Origin of the sequence: Arthrobacter pigmenti, from assembly GCF_011927905.1 — a bacterium.
GTDB lineage: Bacteria > Actinomycetota > Actinomycetes > Actinomycetales > Micrococcaceae > Arthrobacter_D > Arthrobacter_D pigmenti.
Window position 1 is genome coordinate 3,154,539 of the sequence record NZ_JAATJL010000001.1, and the last position, 16,708, is coordinate 3,171,246.

14 protein-coding genes are annotated in these 16,708 nt (G+C 64.6%); 2 read left to right on the forward strand and 12 right to left on the reverse strand.

Annotated elements, in window-relative coordinates:
* Positions 1–41: 41 nt before the first annotated feature.
* The 5 genes from BJ994_RS14765 to BJ994_RS14785 form a co-directional block, all read right to left on the reverse strand.
* Positions 42–1,415 (reverse strand): NAD(P)(+) transhydrogenase (Re/Si-specific) subunit beta, encoded by a 1,374-nt coding sequence (locus BJ994_RS14765; protein WP_167995192.1) that lies wholly within the window; start codon positions 1,413–1,415, stop codon positions 42–44.
* Positions 1,412–1,744, reverse strand: a complete 333-nt coding sequence (locus tag BJ994_RS14770; protein ID WP_167995193.1) for an NAD(P) transhydrogenase subunit alpha part 2 — start codon at positions 1,742–1,744, stop codon at positions 1,412–1,414. Before BJ994_RS14770 ends, BJ994_RS14765 begins: the two co-directional genes overlap by 4 nt.
* Positions 1,745–1,746: 2 nt before the next feature.
* Positions 1,747–2,877: a Re/Si-specific NAD(P)(+) transhydrogenase subunit alpha gene (locus BJ994_RS14775; protein ID WP_167995194.1), complete on the reverse strand. Its 1,131-nt coding sequence runs from the start codon at positions 2,875–2,877 to the stop codon at positions 1,747–1,749.
* Between the two features lie 168 nt (positions 2,878–3,045).
* Complete coding sequence (locus BJ994_RS14780; RefSeq protein ID WP_167995195.1) at positions 3,046–3,690, reverse strand: response regulator; 645 nt, start codon at positions 3,688–3,690, stop codon at positions 3,046–3,048.
* A complete protein-coding gene (locus BJ994_RS14785) occupies positions 3,683–4,996 on the reverse strand; it encodes a sensor histidine kinase (protein ID WP_167995196.1) in 1,314 nt (437 codons plus the stop codon). The genes BJ994_RS14780 and BJ994_RS14785 overlap by 8 nt, the downstream gene beginning before the upstream one ends.
* 185 nt (positions 4,997–5,181) lie before the next feature.
* Here BJ994_RS14785 and BJ994_RS14790 point away from each other — a divergent pair, with 185 nt between their 5' ends.
* The gene (locus BJ994_RS14790; protein WP_167995197.1) at positions 5,182–6,264 is read left to right on the forward strand and encodes an ABC transporter permease; all 1,083 of its coding nucleotides are present in this window, start codon (positions 5,182–5,184) and stop codon (positions 6,262–6,264) included.
* A gap of 49 nt (positions 6,265–6,313) precedes the next feature.
* Positions 6,314–7,021, forward strand: a complete 708-nt coding sequence (locus BJ994_RS14795) for an ABC transporter ATP-binding protein (protein ID WP_167995198.1) — start codon at positions 6,314–6,316, stop codon at positions 7,019–7,021.
* A gap of 127 nt (positions 7,022–7,148) precedes the next feature.
* On the opposite strand, the gene BJ994_RS14800 is transcribed toward BJ994_RS14795, so the two are convergent.
* The 7 genes from BJ994_RS14800 to BJ994_RS14830 form a co-directional block, all read right to left on the reverse strand.
* Positions 7,149–10,097 carry an exo-alpha-sialidase gene (locus BJ994_RS14800; RefSeq protein WP_167995199.1) on the reverse strand — a complete coding sequence of 983 codons (2,949 nt, stop codon included), beginning with the start codon at positions 10,095–10,097 and terminating at the stop codon, positions 7,149–7,151.
* A gap of 97 nt (positions 10,098–10,194) precedes the next feature.
* Positions 10,195–11,133, reverse strand: a complete 939-nt coding sequence (locus tag BJ994_RS14805) for an alpha/beta hydrolase (protein ID WP_167995200.1) — start codon at positions 11,131–11,133, stop codon at positions 10,195–10,197.
* Complete coding sequence (locus tag BJ994_RS14810; protein ID WP_167995201.1) at positions 11,130–11,807, reverse strand: N-acetylmannosamine-6-phosphate 2-epimerase; 678 nt, start codon at positions 11,805–11,807, stop codon at positions 11,130–11,132. Before BJ994_RS14810 ends, BJ994_RS14805 begins: the two co-directional genes overlap by 4 nt.
* Positions 11,804–12,760, reverse strand: a complete 957-nt coding sequence (locus BJ994_RS14815; protein WP_167995202.1) for an ROK family protein — start codon at positions 12,758–12,760, stop codon at positions 11,804–11,806. Before BJ994_RS14815 ends, BJ994_RS14810 begins: the two co-directional genes overlap by 4 nt.
* A 3-nt stretch (positions 12,761–12,763) precedes the next feature.
* A complete protein-coding gene (locus BJ994_RS14820; protein WP_342450454.1) occupies positions 12,764–13,690 on the reverse strand; it encodes a dihydrodipicolinate synthase family protein in 927 nt (308 codons plus the stop codon).
* Positions 13,691–13,734: 44 nt separating this feature from the next.
* Positions 13,735–14,541 (reverse strand): ATP-binding cassette domain-containing protein, encoded by an 807-nt coding sequence (locus BJ994_RS14825; protein ID WP_167995203.1) that lies wholly within the window; start codon positions 14,539–14,541, stop codon positions 13,735–13,737.
* Positions 14,538–16,706, reverse strand: coding sequence for a dipeptide/oligopeptide/nickel ABC transporter permease/ATP-binding protein (locus BJ994_RS14830; RefSeq protein ID WP_167995204.1), 2,169 nt, complete (start codon positions 16,704–16,706; stop codon positions 14,538–14,540). The genes BJ994_RS14825 and BJ994_RS14830 overlap by 4 nt, the downstream gene beginning before the upstream one ends.
* Between the last annotated feature and the right edge of the window lie 2 nt (positions 16,707–16,708).

Genomic DNA, 16,708 nt, shown 5'->3' on the forward strand with positions numbered 1-16,708 from the left:
GCGTCCTGAACCCACCGGAGCTGCACAAAATTTCCCGAAACCTACAGCGCCTTCGCCGCCCCCAGCACCTTCGTCAGCGAATCCTTCGCGTCACCGAACAGCAGCGTGGTCTTCGGCGAGTACAGTAACTCGTTCTCGATTCCCGCGAATCCCGGACGCATGGACCGCTTCAGAAACACCACCTGCCCGGCGTCACCCACCTCGAGGATCGGCATCCCGTAGATCGGCGAACCCGGCGAGGTCTTGGCAGCCGGATTGACGACGTCGTTCGCTCCCACCACCAGCGCCACGTCCATGTTCCGGAACTCAGGGTTGACTTCGGACATCTCCTTCAGCGACTCGTACGGCACATTCGCCTCCGCCAGCAGAACGTTCATGTGACCTGGCATGCGGCCGGCCACCGGGTGGATCGCGAAGGACACCTCCACGCCCCGGGCCTCCAGCGCATCCGCCAGCTCCGCGATGGTGTGCTGCCCCTGGGATACTGCGAGCCCGTAGCCCGGCACGATCACCACCCGCTGCGCGTACCCAAGCATGACGGCGACATCCTCCGGCCCGGACGAACGCACCGGCCGCTCGCTCACGGCGCCGCCTCCCGCCGTCGAACCTCCCCGGAAAGCACCGAACAGGATGCCCGCCACCCCCCGTCCCATCGCGGACGCCATGGCACGGGTGAGGATGGTGCCGCTCGCCCCGACCAGTGTTCCGGCGACCAGCAGCAGCACGTTGTTCAGCACCACGCCCGACGCCGCGACCGCCAGCCCGGTGAACGCATTCAGCAGCGAGATGACAATGGGAACGTCCGCGCCGCCCACCGGCAGCACGAGCAGCACGCCACCCACCAGCCCGAGCAGCAGCAGGACCGTAGCCCACACCACGCTCCCGGTCGCAATGACCAACACCGCCGCCACCAACAGAACGACGACGACGGCCGTCATCACCCAGCGCATCCCCCCGAACACCACGGGCCGGGTGGTCATCAGCTCCTGTAATTTCGCGACCGTGACGGCAGAACCGGAGAACGAGACCGCACCCACCACGAGGGTGAAGACGACGGCGGCGCGCACCCAGCCGTCGTCGTGCTCGGCCAGTTCGAGGATCGCCACCAGGGCCGCAGCACCGCCGCCGACGCCGTTGAACAGGGCCACGAGCTGGGGCATCTGGGTCATCTGGACGCGTCGGGCTATCGGCGCGGCAATACCTGCACCGATGACGATGGCCACGAGGATTGCCGGCAGGTTCTCGAGCCGGACCGAGAAGAAGACCGTCACGACGGCGAGCGCAGCTCCCGCAGCGCCGATCAGGTTGCCGCGGCGGGCTGTGCGCGGGGAGCTCAGGCCCTTCAGGGCGAGGATGAAGCACACGGCCACAACGAGGTAGAGCAGGGCAGTTGCCTCGGCGGTAAGGAGGTTCATGCGCTGGGCTCCTTCGGCGACGTTCCGGGCTTCGCTGCATTGTCTTTGGCGGGATTTCGACCCCGGAACATGTGCAGCATGCGGTCGGTGACCACGAACCCGCCCACCAGGTTGGCCGTTGCGAGGAGCACGGCGAGGAGCGCGAGCACCAGCGGCAGCGGCTCGGTGGTCTGACCGGCCACGAGGATTGCGCCGATCAGGATGATCCCGTGGATTGCGTTGGCACCGGACATCAGCGGCGTGTGGAGGGTGCTCGTCACTTTCGAGACCACCTCGAACCCGACAAAGACGGCGAGCACCACCACGGTGAGCAGGGTGGGTAGGTCCATCGTCAGACTCCTCTCAGTGCGGCTTCGGTGGGTTGGTGGCGCACCTTGCCCTCGTGCGTGAGGCAGGCGCCGGCAACGACGTCGTCCTCGAAGTCAGGCACCACGCGGCCCTCCACCGTCATGAGCTCCACGAGGTTGGCAACGTTCGCGGCAAACAGGCGCGAGGCGTCCGCAGCCATCGCTGAGGCAGCGTCCTTCATCCCCACCAGGGTGACATTCCCGCCGATCCCCGGTACGACGACGTCGTGCCCCGCCTTTGTGCCTTCCACGTTGCCCCCGGTCTCGGCGGCCAGGTCGACCACGACAGCCCCGGCACGCATCCCGGCCACCATCTTGGTAGTCACCAGCAGGGGTGCGGGCCGGCCGGGGATGGCCGCCGTCGTAATGAGGACGTCCGCGGCGGCAATGTGCGGGGCAAGGAGTTCGCGTTGACGTTCGGCGCGGTCCTCGCTCATTTCGCGGGCGTACCCGCCGGCGCCCTCGATGGTGTCGAGGTCGAGGTGGATGAAGGTGCCGCCGAGTGAGGTGACTTCATCGGCGGAGGCGGGGCGGACATCGTACGCGGAAACCCGCGCGCCCAACCGCTTGGCTGTGCCGATCGCCTGCAACCCCGCGACGCCCGCGCCGAGCACCACCACGCGCGCCGGCGGCACGGTCCCGGCTGCGGTCATGTAGAGGGGGAAGAAGCGGGGGAAGCGGATCGCGGCTTCGAGGACGGCCCGGTAGCCGGCCACGAGGGACTGGGAGGACAGCGCGTCCATGGACTGTGCGCGGGAGATCCGCGGAATCAGTTCGAGGGCAAATGCTGTGGCGCCGGCGTTCGCAAGAGCGTTCACGGTTTGCAGCTCAGCCGACGGCGAGGCGAGACCAACGGTGATGGTGCCCGGCTTGAGCGCGCCAGCTTCGTCCGGAGTCAGCGGCGCCACATGGCAGAGGACGTCGACCTGACCGAGGCGGGGTACGACGTCGGCACCGGCCTCGCGGTAGGCGGCGTCGTCGTGCCCGGCATGGGTTCCGGCCTCGGACTCGATGACGACTTCCAGCCCCAGTTTGGCGAGTTGGCGGACCGTCGCGGGTGTGGCCGCAACGCGCCGCTCGCCGGGTCTGGTTTCCCGTTTCACTCCAACCAGCACAGTATGTCCCCTTTCGGGCGGCCGGCATCCTTGCCTGGGCCGCTCAGACTTAGCATCACACAGCAGCGGCGCCCGGGGAACGGACCTGCCCGCGAGTGTTGCGCAATCTTGATGACGGCTGCAGCGACGCAGAGCTCTCACGCTGGCGGGTAGCGCGTCCGGCGAGCGTCAATCCCGGATGATGCGGCGCTCTCGTGCGACGGCGATCGCTGCCGTCCGGTTATCCACGCCCAGCTTCTCGTAGATGTGGACGAGGTGGGTTTTGACCGTGGCTTCACTGATGAAGAGTTGTCTGGAGATTTCGCGGTTGGATGCACCGGTCGCGAGCAGTTCGACGAGTTGCAGCTCGCGGCTGCTCAAGGCTGTCACCGGGTTCTGAAGGCGTCCCATCAACCGGGCAGCCACTTCGGGGGCGAGCGCGGTTTGACCCGCGGCCGCGCGTTGGACTGCTTGATGGATCTGCTCGGGTGGTGCGTCCTTGAGCATGTAACCACTCGCCCCTGCTTCGACAGCGGCGAGAATGTCTGCGTCGGTATCGTAGGTGGTCAGAATGAGCACGGGTGGACCGGCGGGTAGCTTTTGGATCTCGCGGGTGGCAGTTACCCCGTCCATGCCGGCACCCATCTGCAAATCCATCAGCACGACGTCGATCCGCTCACCGAGGGTCTGGGCGCGTTTGAGCGCCACTATGGCCTCGGCGCCGTCGGCTGCTTCTGCTGCGATGATCACGCCGTCGAGTTCGCCGAGCATGGCACGTAACCCTGCCCTCACCACTGGATGATCATCGACCAGCAGGATCCGGATCTCACTCATGGCTTTCCTTGCCGGTGTCCGTTTCAGCATCACCGAGGTGCTCAGCCAGGGGCAGGCGGATGGCTATGACAGTCCCTTCGCCAGGCGTTGACTCAATATCCAGGCTGCCGTTCAGCGCGGCCACCCGTTCGCGGATGGATATCAGGCCGAACCCGGAACCGTCCGCGCGTTGTGTGGGCGTACTCAGGGTTTCAGCGGCGTTGAACCCGATGCCGTCGTCGAAAACGTCCAGCGTCACGTCCGATCCAACGAAACTCAAGGAAAGTACGGAAGTGGATGCCTGGGCATGGATAGCCACATTGGACATCGCCGATTGAGCCGCGCGCAGCAGGGCCACCTCATAGGGCGCCGGCAACAGGGTGGGTTCACCATCAACCTTGAAACGGCACCGCAAATTTTGCCCCCGGGCCGCCGCCTGCCGTTCAGTGCTATCACAGGTGCGGCGAAGGCTTTGAACCAGCGAACCTTCCTCTATCTGCCCGGTGCTCAAACCACGGACAAAGCGGCGAGCCTCGGTCAGGTTCTCTGCGGCTGTCGCATGGATGATCCTGACCCGCTCCTGCGCCAGGTCGACTTGATCAGCTTCGAGCGCCGCGTCGGCCGCCCGGGAAATCAGCACAATGCTGGACAGTCCCTGAGCAAGGGTGTCGTGGATTTCGCGGGCCAACCGTTCGCGTTCGGCCAGGGCGCCGGCTTCGTGTTGGCTGTGTGCGAGCTCGGTCCGGGTGCGGTGCAGGTCCTCCAAAGCCCGACGCTGGTTGACGCTTTCGGCATGGAGCGCCTGGTAGGCAAGGCCCATGATGACCGCGAAACCGGCTCCGAGGACCGGACCAAGAACCATGGCAATGTGCAGTTCACCGTTGTGGTACCACTGTGCGGCCATCACGACGACGGTGATCGCAGCGACCGCGGCGATGGCATGACCTGTTTTCAGTAAGTGAAGATGCAGGAAGAACAGCGGGAACGCCAGCCAGGAAAAGTCAGGATGGATGACAAGCACGAACGCCCACAAGCCAGTGATGACGGCCAGCCATGCGGGACCGTATCGACCCGCATCAACGTTTCCCCAGATTGGACGACCCTCGGCCGCCCGCTTCTCGGCCAGTGTGCCGACCAAATAGACCGCAGCCAGCGTCCCGGCCAGCACTAAACCGCCATACTTGCCTGCCGATCCCTGTTCACTCACAAGCATCCGGACTGTGCCCACGGTGAGCAGCACTGCAAAACCGATATGCAGCCCAATGCGCAAAATGCGCAGCACCAACTCGCCGGTGACGGCAGCACCGGTCGAACTTTGGACAGGCATCTCCCCAGACTAATTGCGATCCCAGCGGCGGGCATCAACCGAATGGTTGACCGGGCAATCAACCGTCTGTTGATTCGTGATCAACCGGACTGCCCATGTGGCGCTCATTGAAAGCCCGGAAAGTGGAAGAAGGCAGGAGAAACTGCAACTTTCCAATTGGGAGTTCTGAAAGAAGTGATCAAGGAATGTATCTAGCTCTGCGGGATATCCGCTTCGCTAAGGGCCGGTTCGCGCTGATGGGATCGGTGGTCGCGTTGATCAGTCTGCTCTTGGTCATGCTCTCCGGGCTCACGGCCGGCCTGGCCAATCAATCGACGTCCGGAATCGAGCAGATCAACGCAACCACCATTGCGTTCGGCGCCCCAGCCGGCAACGAACCCAAGGCTTCCTACACTGAATCGCAAGTCACCGCGAAGCAAGTGAACCTATGGGAGCAGGCCGCTGGAGTGAGCCGTGCGGAACCGCTGGGCATCACGCAGACCCGTTTGCAGTCCGGGGGAACCACCAACGTGGCAGTCTTCGCTGCCGACCCCGACGGCGAACTCGCACCGGCAGCACTGGAGAAGGGTGAAGTAGCCGTTAGTGCCCAGATTGCCGAAGACCTGGATATCGCCGTCGGTGACACCGTACTGATCAGCGGCACTGAGCTGCACGTCGCCGGGATCATCGATAACCAGTGGTACAGCCACACCCCGGTGGTGTGGGCCGCGTTGTCTGACTGGCGGGACTTCGCCCATGTGTCGGATCCGGATGTCACCGGTACCGTCATCGCAGCCAACTACGACGGCGATGCCGCTGGTGCGGTAGCCGTCGAGGACATTGATGCAGCGGCAGAAACGGTCAGCACAACGAAGACCGGCAGTTTCTCCGCGCTGGGTTCCTTTTCTTCGGAGAACGGCTCGCTGACAATGATGCAGGGCTTCCTCTACGGGATCTCCGCGCTGGTGATCGTTGCCTTCCTCACGGTCTGGACTGTCCAGCGCACCAGGGACATTGCCGTGCTCAAGGCACTCGGCGGTTCCAACGGATACGTATTGAAGGACGCCATTACCCAAGCCGCCATCGTGCTGCTTGCCGGTGCAACGCTCGGCGGCGGGCTCGGCGTCATCGGTGGAATATTCGCCGCACAGGCCGCACCCTTTCTCACCACAGCAGCAACCACGCTGCTGCCCATCACCGGCATTATCCTGCTCGGCCTCGCAGGCTCCGCCATCGCTGTCCGTCGCGTCACGAAGGTCGACCCGCTGATCGCGCTCGGCGGCAACTAGGCAACCAGCACGGGCACAAACCACCTACTCGTTCAGTGAAGGACAGGCCATGAACACCACCTATAACCCGGCCCTCAACCTTGAGGGTGTCACGCTCGAATATCCCGACGGGGAGAACGGAACTCTCAAGGCACTCGACAATGTCAATCTCTCCGCCGCTGCCGGTACCGTCACCGCGCTGGTTGGCCCCTCCGGCTCTGGAAAGTCCAGCCTCCTGGCCGTCGCGGCGACCCTGATACACTCCACCAGCGGCCGGGTCAGCATCGGCGGGATTGACGTCACAACGTTGCATGACAGGGATCGAACCAAACTGCGCAGCGAGAAGATTGGGATCATCTTCCAGCAACCGAATCTGCTTCCTTCACTGACAGCCGTTGAACAACTGGTCATCGCCGAGCATCTCCGCGGTAACTCCTCCAAAGACGCCAGGTCCCGTGCGATGGAGATGCTTGATGTCGTCGGGCTCGCCGAATCCGCGCGCCGCCGCCCGCATCAACTGTCAGGAGGGCAACGCCAGCGGGTCAATATCGCCCGGGCCCTGATGGGCCACCCGGCGGTCCTGCTCGTGGATGAGCCCACCGCAGCCCTGGACCATGAGCGCTCCGAGTCGGTCGTGCGCCTGTTGTGCAGCATCACCCGGGAATTCGACGTAGCCACCGTCATGGTCACCCATGACACCGAATTCGTCCCCCTCTCTGATGCCGTTGCCACCATGCGTGACGGCAGTCTTACCGTTCCCCGACTCATCGCCGCATAAGGCCGGAGCCGCAGTAGTGGCCGGGTAAGTCCGTTGCACGCATCGAGCGGCCAGTTATGACGTGGTTTCGCGTTGGAACCGGTCATAACTGGCCACTCAAACGTTGCTGGCGGTTAGGTAACCCGCGTCACCGGCCCGAGAGCACCACGCGGTCCCAGCCCACGTACTGGCCCTCACCGTCAGTGACCGAAACCCTCCGGGCACCCGGGCCGGCATCGGCGTCGAAGCTGAAGGTCACCTGCCCGGCGTCGTTGGCCTGGAACCAGCCCAAGGGCTCGGTGTCCTCGTGGAGGAAGTACCAGGAGCCCGCCTCCGGGAGCGTAAGCGTCACGTCCTCGCCGCGAACCACAGGGGTACGGGGTGCGGCGAAGTCGGCCTCGTTGTCGTGCTTCAACTGATCGCTGGTTGGCGCCTCAGGTGTGAAGCCGGGCTCGACGTCCAGTTGGTACGCCTCCGCGGCGACCGGAGCCTCCGCGCTTCGGCTGCCATTGGCACCGACGACGACGGCGTCAACCGCCTCGATCACACCGGCCTGCACCTGCACCCCGGACAGAGTGAACGTCCGGGTGAAGGTGGTGGCACCATCGACACCCAACTCAGCTACCGCACCGTTCCAGCCTTCAAGCGCGACATCGGTCAGCCGGACATTGCCACTGTTGGTGACCGTCGCGCTTTGGGACACGTCATCACCTGCACTGTCCACGCCGTCACCGTTTGTATCGGTGATCTCCGTGGTGACAGCTGTGGCTGCCAGCCCGGGATTGCGTTCGGTCAGGTCCGTCTCGCCGCCGTTAACCGTCAGTTCCTTCGACGGGAAGCCCGAGGCACTGAGCGTCCAGGTGGTCAGCGGAACAAAGAACCCGTCTGCTGCTTCCTGTTCGGTGACGGTGTGGCGAGGGGTGCCGCAGGTGTAGTCATTCCCAGCGGGCAGCACGAGGAACCGGCAGTTGCCCGGACCCGGCGGTACAAACGGAGCGAAATTGCCCGACGTCGGGACAGTCGCCTCGGTAACCAGCCCTGTGTTGGTCACACGGAAGGAATACGGCACCTGCTCACCCGCTGTGTACGGGTTGGCCGCCAGATCGCGGTTGGTGTCGGTCCGGGACCCAACAATTTCCGCGGCGAGGGCGTTCGCCTTGCCTGCAGAGTTCAGGAACACTGCCTGTCCGGTGAAGTTGACCGTCTTGGTCAACGCCGGATCGGTGGTCGAGGTCGATTCAAAGGTTGCCGTCGGGATGAAGTAACCCCGGTCGACGTCCTCCTGCGTCACGGTGTGCTTCGCCGTGGTGCAGTTGTAGGCATCGCCGGCGGGAAGAACGCGGAACCGGCAGTTCGGGGCGGTCGGCGGCAGGAATCCAATATCGAAGTTGCCGGCTGTCGGTACGGCGCTGGTGGTCACCGTAGCCGTGCTCGTAACGCGGAAGTTGTAGGCAACTCGATCACCCACCGCATACGGGTTCGTGTCGACATTGCGGTTGGTATCGGCCGGCGTTCCGGTAACTTTCAGCCCGACGGCGTCTGCCGCGGCCTGGAAGGAATGCCGGGATTGACCGCCCTGCGCTGCCGTGAATACGGCGTCGAGTTTGGGAGCAGCGGCGGCGTTGTCGCCGGCTGTGAGCGACACCGTGATGGTCGCCGACTCTCCCGGCGCGATCGCAGGTACGTCGACGACGGGAGCGGTCCACCCACCCGGAGTGTCGATGGTGAGCTCACCCGAAACAGCGGTTTGTTCCTGGTTGGTGATGGTCACCGGAACGTCCACTGCTTCACCGGGGGCGAGCTTGACGTCGTCGACCTCAAGTGGGGCGCAGACGTAGTTCAACCAGGCGTCGTCGAACTTGGAGAAGGTGATTCCGTTGGTGTAGCTGGACTCGTACAGGAGACCGATCTGGCCGTCCTCCAGCCGCTCCAGCGTCGAGTATGCGGAGAACCCGGACCGGACGGACCGGACGGATGGCCACGTCTCACCGTCATCGCAGGAGACGCGAACGGAGACGTTGCTGCGGGAACTCTGGCTGTTGGAGTTGGAGAAGATCAGCTTCTTCGCATCCGGCGTGCCCTGCGCGGCATCCGGGAAAAGCCGCGTGATTGAGCCGTTGTTGGTCGGGTCCGGCAATTCGAAGTCCTGCGTGACCGGTCCGTAGCTGTGTCCGCCGTCGGTGGAGATCGCCACCTTGCGGTACCCGCCATTGCCGCTGTCCCGCGAGTTCAGCATCACACGGCCGTCGGAGAGTTCCACCGTCTTGTTCTCATCCATCCGGACGCCAACGTTCTCGCCCTTCTGCCACGTGAGGCCGTGATCGTCGGAGTAGACGCTGTAGGCCTGGATAGCGCGCGTACCGTCAGGCTGCAGAACGTCGCCGGCGTACTGCTGAATCAAGCGTCCCGCGTACTCGCCGTACTTGAGCTGGATGCCCTGGCCGGAGGAGGCGAAGTTGCTGCGCACGTCTCCGGGCGCCGGGTTCGCGGGATTGCTGTCGGGCTTGGTGGTTTCCGTGATGAGGCGAGGTTCAGACCAGGTGATGCCGCCGTCGTCGGACTCAATGACGGCCGAGCTGATCACGTTCCTGTTGGCGTCGTCATTGCCGAAGGTGCTGCCGTGGAAGCCCTGGTCCTTGGAGTAGACGAAGAAGTTGAATACCTTGCCGGTCTCTTCATCCACGACGTAGCTGGGGTCGCTATAGCCGAACTTGGGCGACTCCTGGCCGGATGCGGTGACGGATCCGGCCGCGATCACCTCGATGGGACCCCAGGTTTTCCCGCCGTCCGTGCTTCGGCGCTGGACGATCGAGTTGGGGTTGGGTGCGTCGGCCGCGTTGAACGGACGGCCGTCCCAGGAAGCCAGCACCACGCCATCGCCAAGGTAGGCCAGGGCGGGGATGCGATAGGAGGCGAAGGGACTGATAAGTTCAGCGCCGAGGTTTGTTTCAGTGAACGAACCCGGTGGGTCGGCCGGTGCGAGCGCAGGCACCGGTGCGGCGTGGGCGGGTGCTGCGGTTGCCACAAGCACCGCAGCGATCAGAGTGGCGAGTCCGAGCCTGTTTCGGCTGGGGGACCCGCTTTGTCGTTGCTTCATGGATGTCCTTTTCCTGACTTCTTTGTCGGTGGAGCTTCGATAGTGACGTACCACGTCCTATGTCTTCTGTGTGAGGTTCACCCCTCTTTCTCTTTTCCTAGTGCAACGCCCGGGTGAATGCCCGATTGCGGTCTTCAAGAGCCTGCCTGCTGAGGTGCGCGTGCGGAGCAACCAGTTCGAACCCGTGGTACGCGCCGGGATAGACGTGCAGTTCGGTTGGGACTCCCGCCTGCAGCAACCTGGCCGCATAGCTGATGTCTTCATCCCGGAACAGGTCGAGCTCGCCCACCTGGATCAGGGCCCGGGGAAGCCCCCGCAGGTCTGTCGCCCGCGCTGGAGCCGCATAGGAACTCACCTCGGCGGACCCCAACGAGGAACCAAGCAGGCAACGCCACGCAAACCGGTTCCGCTCCGTGCTCCACGTTGGAATTTCCGCGAACTCGATGCCGGCACGCGGGTCCTGAACGTCATCGAGCATCGGGTACATCAGGTACTGGAATGCGAGCTGCGGGCCGCCCCGGTCCCGTGCCATCAGCGTTACGGCCGCGGCGATTCCGCCTCCGGCGCTGGAGCCGCCGATCGCGAGCCGCTCGGCGTCGATGCGCAGCTCAGCCTGGTGGGAGATAACCCACTCCAGCCCTGCGTAAGCGTCCTCAACGGGCGTCGGATGCGGATTTTCGGGTGCGAGCCGGTAGTCCACCGCGATCACTACGCACTTCGTGTCTTCAGCCAGCGCTGTGCAGTACGGCTGATCGGCGCGAAGGCTGCCGCTGATCATGCCACCGCCGTGAATCCAGTAGACCGCGGGAAAGGGACCGTCCCCGGGCGGCGTGTAGCTCCACAGCGCGATACCGGGCCCGTCGTGTTCGCGGCGCCTTACGCGAGACGCCGTTTCGTTGAACGGCGGGATCAATGCCGCTGCGCGTGCGCGAAAGGTCGCTAGCTCCTCAACCGTTGACGGCGGCGGCAAGGCCCCGGAGTAAGCGAGTCCGTCGAGAAGTTCCGGAGCAACCCGGGCAAGAAACGCGTCCGTCATTCTGCCCCCAGCGCTCCAACGAACCAGCTGGTAATGGAGGCGGGATGGGTAATCGCGGTGCCCACGACGACGGCGAACGCGCCCGCATCCAGGGCATGTCTCGCTTGCTCGGGGGTGGAGATGCGCCCTTCCGCGACGATCGGACAACCCATCCCGGCGGCCGACAACTGTTCGAGCAGCTGCAGGTCCGGGCCGGCTGTCTTCTCACGTTCGCCGGTATACCCGGCGAGTGTTGTGCCGATGAGATCCGCGCCCGCGCCGACGGCAGCCAGCGCGTCGTCGAGTGAACCGCAGTCGGCCATCACCAGAGCGTGGGACGCGGAGTGAATACCGTGGATGGTCTCCTCGAGGGACAGTCCGTCCGGCCGTGCGCGCCGGGTACCGTCAATGGCGACGACGTGGGCCCCTGCGTTGGCACACGCCAGCGCATGCCGGAGAGTTGGGGTGATGAAGACGCCGTCGTGCCCGTCCTTCCACAGCCCGATCACCGGAACCTCAACAGCCGAGCGGGTCTGCTGGATATCGGCGATCCCCTGCACACGGACTGCCGCGGCGCCGCCAATCACGGCGGACTGGGCCAGCTGAGCCATCGTGCGTGGATCCCGCATCGGCTCTCCCGGGTAGGCCTGACAGGAAACGATCAGTCGGCCGCGCAGGCTTTCGAGGTCCATCATGAAGCCACCTTCGCGGGTTGGTTGGTGAGTGCCAGGCGGGCAGCGCCGACGACGGCGGCGTGAGCACCCAGGGTTGCCGGGACGATTGGCACCTCTGCCAGCGGAGACAGCAATTCAGGGGACGCAGCCTGTGACATGGCGTCCCACCAGAGCTGCCCGGCGCCCGCCATTCCGCCCCCGACCACAACCACCTCGGGGTCAAGGATGTTGACCAGACCTCCAATTGCCTGCCCGGCTGCAGCGGCGCCCGTGCTGATCGCTTGACCGGCGATCGGGTCACCGGCGACGGCGAGCGCACCGACTTCGCGTGTGTTCCGGGCGGAAGCTCCCACCGGCGCGAGACGAAGGTAGGCCTGGAGAATAGCCGGCCCGGACGCGATTGCCTCCACATGGCCGGACCGGCCGCACGTGCACGGCAGGGGGGCGCCGCCGTCGTACGCGTAGGGAGAGGCGAAGTGGCCCACGTGACCGGCAGCGAAATGCGCGCCCTGCTGGGCGACGCCGTCGACAATGAAGCTTCCGCCCACACCCGTGCCCACTGCCACGAGCAGCGCGCTCCGGCTGCCTGCGGCGGCGCCGATCCAGGATTCGCCGAGCGCATGCGCGTGGACGTCGTTGATGGCCGTGCAGGGAAGCCCGATCCGCGCCGCGATACCCTCAGTTAAGCGTGTTCCGGCCCACCCGGCAATCGAATCGGTGGCGGACACCACGACGCCGCGGGTTGAGTCAATCACGCCTGCTGATCCAATGCCGACCGATTCGAGCGTCATGCCCTCCGCGTCCGCTTTCCGAAGCAGCCCGAGAACCAACCGTGCCGTGGAATCCAGAATTGCCTCAGCGCCGTCCCGGGCGAGCGTCGGTGTCTGGTCGACGAACAGCACCCGACCTTCCTCATCGACCAGCCCCGCGGCGGTCTTGGTCCCGCCAAGGTCGATGCCAAGCGCGTACCGCATGCCCTACAGCAGACCGTTGCGTTCGAGGATGACCTTGATCGCGGCAGTCTCGCTCGAATTCAAGGCGAGCAAAGGAGCTGACATCACGTTGGTATCGATCACGCCCATGAGCATGAGCGCCGTCTTGAATGCGCCCAGGCCGGCAGCGCCGGCCGAGACCCGCCCCGGCGTGGCGGCATAGACGATGTTGAACACGTCGGTAATCCGATCCTGCTCGCGTGCCGCCGACGCGAAGTCACCCGCGACGGCGGAGCTGTACAGCCTGGCGTACCCGGCGGGATCAACGTTCCCGAGCCCGGGAACCACACCCTGCGCCCGGCCGAGCAGCGCACCGTCCACTACGACCTCGTGCCCGGTGAAAATGTCGAAGTTGGGGATGTCCCTGGATGCGATGAGCAACTGGCGGAACGCAACGTCATCACCGGAGGAGTCCTTGACGCCCGCGATCACCCCGTCGCGGCCGAGTTGCACCAGCAGGTTTAGCGGGAGCTTGTAGTGAGTGCGTACCGGGACGTCATAGGCGAAGATGGGCACGTTCAGCGCGGCGTGGACGGAACGGAAATGGGTTTCGGTTTCGTTCACATCCGAAATTGCGTAGTACTGCGAGGTCACGACCAGCGCGTCGGCGCCGAGGTCCACCATGCGCCGGCCTTCCTCGATGACACGGTTGGTGGTCTGTTCATTGGCGCCCACAATGAGGGGCACCTGCCCTGCGTTCACGCCGGCGATCGTGCGTACGACGACGGCGCGCTCGTCGTTTGTCAGGTAAGGCACCTCCGCGGAGGAGCCAAGGACGAAGAGTCCGTTCACACCGCCGTCGAGCAGGTGCTTGGTCACGCGCTCCAGGGAGGAAACGTCAACAGCGCCATCAGAGGTGCGGGGTGTCACCACGGGTGGGATGACGCCGTGGAAACGGGAAGTAGGCGCGATTGCCACGATAGTTCTCCAGGTTTTAGGCAGTTGGTGCTTGGTGGTCAGACGTGAAGCAGGCTGGGCGCTGCGCCCAACAGCTTCTTGGTGTACTCGTTTGTGGGGTGGTCGAAGACCTGTGCTGCGGGACCTTCCTCGACGATCCGGCCGAAGTACATGACGCAGATTCGGTCGGAAACGTAGCGGACAGTCTGTATGTCATGCGAGATGAACACCATGCCCAGGTTCAGCTCCCGCTTCAGGTCGGAGAGGAGGTTGAGTACCTGGGCGCGAACTGACACGTCGAGGGCCGACGTCGGTTCGTCCGCGACGATCACTGAGGGGCCCAGGGCCAGCGCCCGCGCGATCGCGACGCGCTGTCGTTGACCACCCGAGACCTGGCTCGGGATGACCTCGGCAGCGGACTGCGGAAGACCCACGAGGCTCAGCAGTTCCCGGACTTTCGCGATCCGGGTGCGTTCATTGCCGATGCCGTGAATCTGCAGCGGATCAACGAGGATGTCCTGAATGGTCATGCGCGAATTCAGTGCGGTGGACGGGTCCTGGAAAACCACGGAGACGTCTCGGCCAAATTGCTTGCGGACCGCCGCTTTCCGTGCCTTGACCTCTTTGCCGTGGAAGAGCATCCGCCCGGCCGTGGGTTCCTGCAGGCCCACCAGCACCGACGCGAGGGTTGATTTCCCGCACCCGGATTCACCGACAATGCCCACGGTTTCGCCACGGTGAACCGAGAAGTCCACGCCGTCCACCGCCTTGACGATGTTGGGCCGGAAGAGGGTGCCCGTACGGGCCCGGTGATAGACCTTAACGTCCTTCAGCTCGAGGACCGGCGCTGTGTTGTTGCTGCTCATCGTGCACCTTCGGAGGTTGGGGCGGCGTTCACAAGAGCGTCGTCGTCGTTGGCGGTTGGGGCAGTGGGTTCATGGTGACTTGCCCAGTAGTGCTCGCCTGTCCCCACACGGGTGAACTGAAGCACCTGGTTGGGATCGGCGTCGGGGCGCAGCGAGCGCTCCGCGAACCGGTCGCCCGCAGCGAACTCGCGCGGTGATGGCACCGTTCCCTGGATCTGGTGCAGCCGTTCGGCGTCGGCTTCGATGGAGAGGACGGCACCGAGCAGGCCGCGGGTGTACTCGTGCTGGGGGTTACGCAGGAGCTCTGTGGTCCCAGCGGATTCAACCACCTGGCCGGCGTACATGACGGTGACCCGGTGGGCGAGGGAGGCCACCAGGGCCAGATCATGGCTGACGAAGACCATGGCGAATCCGAGCTGTTCGCGAAGCTCATTGAGAAGGTCAACTACCTGCTTCTGAACTGTCACGTCCAGTGCGGTTGTCGGCTCATCCGCCACCACGATCCTGGGCGAGCGGGAAAGGGCCATTGCGATCAGAACTCGTTGACGCTGTCCGCCGGAGAGCTCATGCGGGTAGCTTTTGAGCGTGCGGTCCGGGTCAAGCTTGACCAGTTCCAGCAGCTCACGCGGGGTCTTGCGTCCGTTTCGCTTGGTCAGCTGGGTGAGCTGGTCCTTGATGAGCATGGACGGGTTGAGGGAGCTCAGCGCGTCCTGGTACACCATGGCGATCTGTTCGCCGCGCAGGCCCCGGTAGAGCCTGGTGCGTTCCTTCGGGTCATTGGTCAGCAGTTCCTTGCCGTTGAACCTGATGGATCCACTGAGCTGGGCCGATGGAGGCAACAGGCCCATAATCGCCAGCGAGGTGATGGACTTGCCGCAGCCCGATTCGCCTACCAGGCCCATGGTTTCGCCTTCACGGACTGTGAAGTTCACGCGGTCCACTATCGCCGTGTCGCCGTAGCGGGCGGGGAACCGGATCGAGAGGTCTTTCACTTCCAGGATGACGGGAGCGTCGGGACTGACCTGCGGGAGGCGATCGGTGCGCGTGCTTTCGATTTCGGAGAGCATCTTCAATTCCACAGCCAGCGCTTCGAGTGATCCGGGCTTGTGGATGCTGGCACCAAGCGCTGCCGCGTGCTGAATGTTCTGTGCGTCGTCGTCGTGCAGTTCGTGTCCCTCGCCGGTTCGCACCTCGTCGCCGTCCAGAACCGATGGCTGTGCGGGGGTTGCGGGGGCCGTCTCGGCGATCTGGCCGCTCCTGAGCGGCTCCTCCTTGACCGGAGCGGCTTTACGGAGCTTCGGGTTGACCATGGCGTCGGTCAGGCCTTCGGCGAGGATGTTCAGCGCAAGCACCGTGAGCAGGATGGTGATGCCGCCAAAGGTGGTGGGCCACCATGCGCCGCTGAACACGACATTGCGGCCGTCGGACATCACGTTGCCCCAGGAGGCTGCAGGCTGCTGCACGCCGGCGCCGAGGAAGGACAGTGACGCCTCAAGGATGATGGCGTCGGCGACCATCACGGTGGCGAAGACCAGCACCGGCGCGGCGCAATTACGGGTGATGTGCTTAATGAGGATGTAGAAGCGCCCGGCACCGAGGACGCGTTCAGCACGAACATAGTCTTCGCCGTACTGAGCAAGCACGTTCGCCCGTACAACGCGGGCAAGCTGCGGCGTGTAGACGATCGCAATCGCCAGAATGATCACCGGCACCGTGGAGCCGAACAGGTTGTTGGAGTGGTCCTTGAGCGCAAAGAGCAAGGCAGCGGCCAGCGCGATGCCGGGGAACGCCATCATGACGTCGAGTACCCGCATGATGCCCTCGTTCACCCACTTCCGCGAAGTGGCGGCCAGTGCACCCAGCAGCGCTCCCAGAATGATCGCCAGGAGCACAGCTCCGAGCCCGATGGCTATGGATACACGTGCGCCGTACAGGATGCGCGAGAAGACGTCATAGCTGGAACCGTCGGTACCGAAAAGGTGCGGACCACCGGGTGGGAGGACGGGCGCTATTGACTCGTTCTCCTCAAAGGGCGCCAGTACGGGGCCGATTATGGCCACGAGGGTGATAAAGATCAGGAAGCCGAGGGCAATCTTGGAGCTGAGGGGAAGCGCCTGGAAGCGTGCCCCGGAATTGCTCAGGCGGGTAGCCAGTCCGTTTCGCATGG

Bases quoted from the DNA above. Each gene is read 5' to 3' on its own strand.
- BJ994_RS14800 (WP_167995199.1), bottom strand. From the start codon at position 10,097: ATGAAGCAACGACAAAGCGGGTCCCCCAGCCGAAACAGGCTCGGACTC.
- BJ994_RS14795 (WP_167995198.1), top strand. From the start codon at position 6,314: ATGAACACCACCTATAACCCGGCCCTCAACCTTGAGGGTGTCACGCTC.
- BJ994_RS14825 (WP_167995203.1), bottom strand. From the start codon at position 14,541: ATGAGCAGCAACAACACAGCGCCGGTCCTCGAGCTGAAGGACGTTAAG.
- BJ994_RS14770 (WP_167995193.1), bottom strand. From the start codon at position 1,744: ATGGACCTACCCACCCTGCTCACCGTGGTGGTGCTCGCCGTCTTTGTC.
- BJ994_RS14780 (WP_167995195.1), bottom strand. From the start codon at position 3,690: ATGAGTGAGATCCGGATCCTGCTGGTCGATGATCATCCAGTGGTGAGG.
- BJ994_RS14810 (WP_167995201.1), bottom strand. From the start codon at position 11,807: ATGATGGACCTCGAAAGCCTGCGCGGCCGACTGATCGTTTCCTGTCAG.
- BJ994_RS14790 (WP_167995197.1), top strand. From the start codon at position 5,182: ATGTATCTAGCTCTGCGGGATATCCGCTTCGCTAAGGGCCGGTTCGCG.
- BJ994_RS14815 (WP_167995202.1), bottom strand. From the start codon at position 12,760: ATGCGGTACGCGCTTGGCATCGACCTTGGCGGGACCAAGACCGCCGCG.
- BJ994_RS14785 (WP_167995196.1), bottom strand. From the start codon at position 4,996: ATGCCTGTCCAAAGTTCGACCGGTGCTGCCGTCACCGGCGAGTTGGTG.
- BJ994_RS14765 (WP_167995192.1), bottom strand. From the start codon at position 1,415: ATGAACCTCCTTACCGCCGAGGCAACTGCCCTGCTCTACCTCGTTGTG.
- BJ994_RS14830 (WP_167995204.1), bottom strand. From the start codon at position 16,706: ATGCGAAACGGACTGGCTACCCGCCTGAGCAATTCCGGGGCACGCTTC.
- BJ994_RS14805 (WP_167995200.1), bottom strand. From the start codon at position 11,133: ATGACGGACGCGTTTCTTGCCCGGGTTGCTCCGGAACTTCTCGACGGA.